This window comes from Streptomyces sp. DvalAA-14, assembly GCF_900091855.1.
In the GTDB taxonomy this organism is placed as follows: Bacteria; Actinomycetota; Actinomycetes; order Streptomycetales; family Streptomycetaceae; genus Actinacidiphila.
In genome coordinates this window covers 1-3,636 of sequence record NZ_FMCH01000631.1, presented here as the reverse complement: position 1 = coordinate 3,636, position 3,636 = coordinate 1, and the positions used below count along the sequence as shown (strand labels likewise).

At 72.9% G+C, this 3,636-nt stretch carries 5 protein-coding genes; 3 read left to right on the top strand and 2 right to left on the bottom strand.

Features of this window, described 5'->3' with window-relative positions; translation table 11 throughout:
* Nucleotides 1–33: 33 nt before the first annotated feature.
* Nucleotides 34–816, bottom strand: coding sequence for an enoyl-CoA hydratase/isomerase family protein (locus GA0115240_RS33585; RefSeq protein WP_093742683.1), 783 nt, complete (start codon nt 814–816; stop codon nt 34–36).
* Between the two features lie 268 nt (nt 817–1,084).
* Here GA0115240_RS33585 and GA0115240_RS33580 point away from each other — a divergent pair, with 268 nt between their 5' ends.
* Nucleotides 1,085–1,252: a DUF3117 domain-containing protein gene (locus GA0115240_RS33580; protein WP_073493047.1), complete on the top strand. Its 168-nt coding sequence runs from the start codon at nt 1,085–1,087 to the stop codon at nt 1,250–1,252.
* 84 nt (nt 1,253–1,336) lie between these two features.
* On the opposite strand, the gene GA0115240_RS33575 is transcribed toward GA0115240_RS33580, so the two are convergent.
* Entirely contained in the window at nt 1,337–1,972 is a 636-nt protein-coding gene (locus tag GA0115240_RS33575; protein WP_256070176.1) for an O-methyltransferase, read from the bottom strand.
* Between the two features lie 209 nt (nt 1,973–2,181).
* Here GA0115240_RS33575 and sigE point away from each other — a divergent pair, with 209 nt between their 5' ends.
* Together sigE and GA0115240_RS33565 are read left to right on the top strand one after the other, a co-directional pair.
* Entirely contained in the window at nt 2,182–2,964 is a 783-nt protein-coding gene (gene sigE / locus GA0115240_RS33570) for an RNA polymerase sigma factor SigE (protein WP_093742682.1), read from the top strand.
* Nucleotides 2,961–3,636 (top strand): anti-sigma factor family protein (locus tag GA0115240_RS33565; RefSeq protein WP_141709064.1); only part of this gene is annotated, 676 nt, incomplete at its 3' end. The genes sigE and GA0115240_RS33565, both read left to right, overlap by 4 nt.

Genomic DNA, 3,636 nt, shown 5'->3' with positions numbered 1-3,636 from the left:
CCGGCGCGGGCCGCAGCGGGCCGGGGGCCGCCGTCAGCGGCCCTCGAAGCGCACCCGCTGCTTGTTGACGAAGGCCGTCACCGCCGTCCGGTGGTCCTCGGAGGCGCCGGCCCGGGTCTGCAACGTGTCCTCCAGGGCCAGCGCGTCGGTCAGCGAGTGGGCCGCGCCGAAGGCCAGTGCCTCCTTGATCGCCGCGTAGGCGACGGTCGGCCCCGCGGCCAGCTCCCGGGCCACGGCCAGCGCCTGGGCGGGCAACTCCGCGGCGGGTACCACCCGGTGCACCAGCCCCATCGCCAGTGCCTCCGCGGCGGGCACCGAGCGGGGGAAGAACAGCAGGTCCGCGGCCCGGCCGTGGCCGATCAGCCGGGGCAGGGTCCAGGACAGGCCCGAGTCCGCGCCCAGGCCCACCCCGGCGAAGGCGGTGTTGAAGGACGCGGTGTCGGCGGCCACCCGGTAGTCCGCCGCGAAGGCGAATCCGGCGCCGGCCCCGGCGGCCACCCCGTTGATCCCGGCGACGACCGGTTTGGCCATGGTCGCGATGGCGGTCGCGATCGGGTTGTAGTGCTCCGCGACCGTGGTCAGCCCGCCGCCGGCCGCCAGCACCTCCACATGCTCCTTGAGGTCCTGCCCCACGCAGAAGGCGCGCCCCTCGGCGGTCAGCAATACCGCCCGTACCGCCCGATCCGCCCCCGCCTCGCGCAACGCGTCACGCAGTTCGTTCTTGATTTCCGTGTTCAGCGCGTTCATCGCCCCGGGCCGGTTCAAGGTGACGGTCGCCAGCCCGTCGCCCACCTCGTACAGCACGCTGTCGCCCATGCCAGAACCCCTTCGTCGCGGCAAGTGTCCTGGCCAGGATGCCGGACCCGGCGGCGGACGCACATGTGACGAACATCAAACGAACACGACCCGCGCGAAGGGGTCCGCGACCCCGTCCGGCGTGCCCCACCGGCGAATTGGCCGGTTTTGCGGGCCCCCTGTGTCGAACGGAGTGCGACCGATGTTGGTCATCGGGTCGCGACATGCGGGATAATGGCCGAGAACCAATGTGTTCGAGTCCGAGCTGGTTTCAGGAAGGGGAACGAGCATGGCGGCCATGAAGCCGCGGACGGGTGACGGCCCGCTCGAGGTGACCAAGGAGGGGCGGAGCATCATCATGCGCGTTCCGCTTGAGGGCGGCGGGCGGCTTGTTGTCGAGCTGACCCCGGACGAGGCGGACGCCCTGGGCGATGCGTTGAAGAAGGCCATCGTCTGAGACCAGCGGTCCCCGAATGTCGTCGCGGCCACGTACTCCGGTACGTGGCCGCGCCTCATGACATCCGGGCGCCGGGGGCGCCCGTCACTTGCTGCGGACCGCGCACAGCAGGCCGTCGTCGGTCGGCAGCAGCACCGGGGCCAGGTGGGGGCTGTCGCGGACCTCGCGCAGCAGTTCGCGCAGGCACTGGGACTCGGCGTCCTGATGGGCGGCGTCCAGCGCGCGCCCCCGGCCGAAGGCGCCCTCGAAGCACACCAGGCCGCCGGGCCGCAGCAGCCGCAGCGAGGCGTCGAGGTAGTCGAGGTACTCCAGCCGGTCCGCGTCGCAGAACACCAGGTCGTAACCGCCGTCGGTGAGCCGGGGCAGCACGTCCAGCGCCGGACCGCAGATGAAGCGGGCCCGGTTGCCGGCGAAGCCCGCCTCCCGGTACGCCTCCCGGGCCAGTTGCTGGCGGTCCGGCTCGGTGTCCACCGTGGTCAGCACGCCGTCCGGCCGCATGCCGCGCATCAGATGGATACCGGAGACCCCGGTCCCGGTGCCGATCTCCACCACCGATTTCGCGTCCCCGGTCGCCGCGAGCAGGCGCAGGGCCGCACCCGTACCGGGCGAGACCGGCCGCAGGCCGGCCCGGTGGGAGCGGGCGCGGGCACGTATCAGGGCGTCGTCCTCGGCGACGAACGCGTCAGCGAACGCCCAGCTCGCCTGCCGGTTGCCGGTAATGGCCCTCTCCCTGTCACCACTGTGCTCCGCCCTGCGTTTGCCTGGCCGCGAGGCCCGTCGGCGACTGTATCCGTTGGGGCCGGGAACCAGCAGATGGGACCGTCCGTTGTGCAGGCGGAACAGAAATGGGACGCGGAGCCGCACCGTCTTGGCGAAGCTCTTACGCCCCAGGCAAGCGCATTTATCCGGAGCTAACGGGCGAGGTGGCTATGGTAGGGGCTCTACTGGACACCACCAGAGCCGACAGGGGAGGTGCGGCTGCCGCCGGTGACCGAGGAGTGCTCGCGCACTTGCGCAGGTCCGCCGGACAGCCCAAATCCGTGACCAACACCGCTGATGATCCTTCACGCGAGAACGAATCCGCCGCCGCGAACTCCGTCACCACAGCGACCTTCGCCACCGACGGGGACGCTCAGTCGTGGACCCCTCCCACCTGGGAGGAGATCGTCAGTACGCACAGTGCCCGGGTTTACCGGCTGGCCTACCGCCTGACCGGCAACCAGCACGACGCGGAAGACCTCACCCAAGAGGTCTTCGTGCGGGTCTTCCGCTCGCTGTCCACCTACACGCCCGGCACGTTCGAGGGCTGGCTGCACCGCATCACCACGAATCTCTTCCTGGACATGGTGCGCCGCCGTCAGCGGATCCGCTTCGACGCCCTCGGCGACGACGCGGCGGAGCGGCTCCCCAGCCGTGAGCCGTCCCCGGCGCAGCACTTCAACGACACGCACTTCGACGCGGACGTCCAGCAGGCGCTGGACACCCTCGCCCCGGAGTTCCGCGCCGCCGTGGTGCTGTGCGACATCGAGGGATTGTCGTACGAGGAGATCGCCGCGACGCTGGGTGTGAAGCTGGGCACGGTGCGGAGCCGCATCCACCGCGGCCGGTCCCACCTCCGCAAGGCTCTGGAACACCGGGCGCCCGGCGCGCGTCCGGCGCCCGCGCTTGCCGCCACCGCACCGAAACCTGGCCTGGAGGGCGGGAGAACGTGAGCAGCAGCGGTTCAGGCGAGCATCGTCCCCAGCGTCCCGCGCCTGCCGAGCAGCACCTGGGCGACCGCCTCGCGGCGTTCGTCGACGGGGAGCTGACCGACGACAGCCGGGACCGCGTACTCGCCCATCTCGCGACATGCACCCAGTGCAAGGCGGCCGCCGCCGAGCAGCGGCGCCTGAAGAACGTGATCGCGGCCTCGGAGCTGCCGGCCATATCGGCCGGGCTGCTCGCGCGGCTGCAGGGCCTGCCCGGCATGGGCGGCGACGGCTCCGGCCGCGGCGGCCCGTGGGACCCGAGCGACAGCCCGGGCGACCCGCTGGCGGCCGACGGGCCCGGCGGCGGCCCGTCCGCCCCCGGAGTCGGTGAGGAGCCCGCAGGGCCGTTCGCAGGCGGCCTGCTGGGTTCCGGCCCGCTCGGCTCCGGCCGGTTCTCCTATCTGGCCCCGGCCCGGGACCTGCTGGCCCCGGCCGGCGCCCGCTCGCGCGGCTTCCGGATCCACCAGCCGGCCGCCAGGGCCGCGTCCGCCGCGCAGCCGGCGGACAGCGCCCAGGCCGGCTCCGCGGCGGCTTCCCGGGGGCGCAGGTTCGCCTTCGCGGCGGCCGGTGCCTTCTCGCTGGCCGCGATCGCCATCGGCGGCGCGCTGCCGATGGAGGCCGCGGTCGACGGCGGGG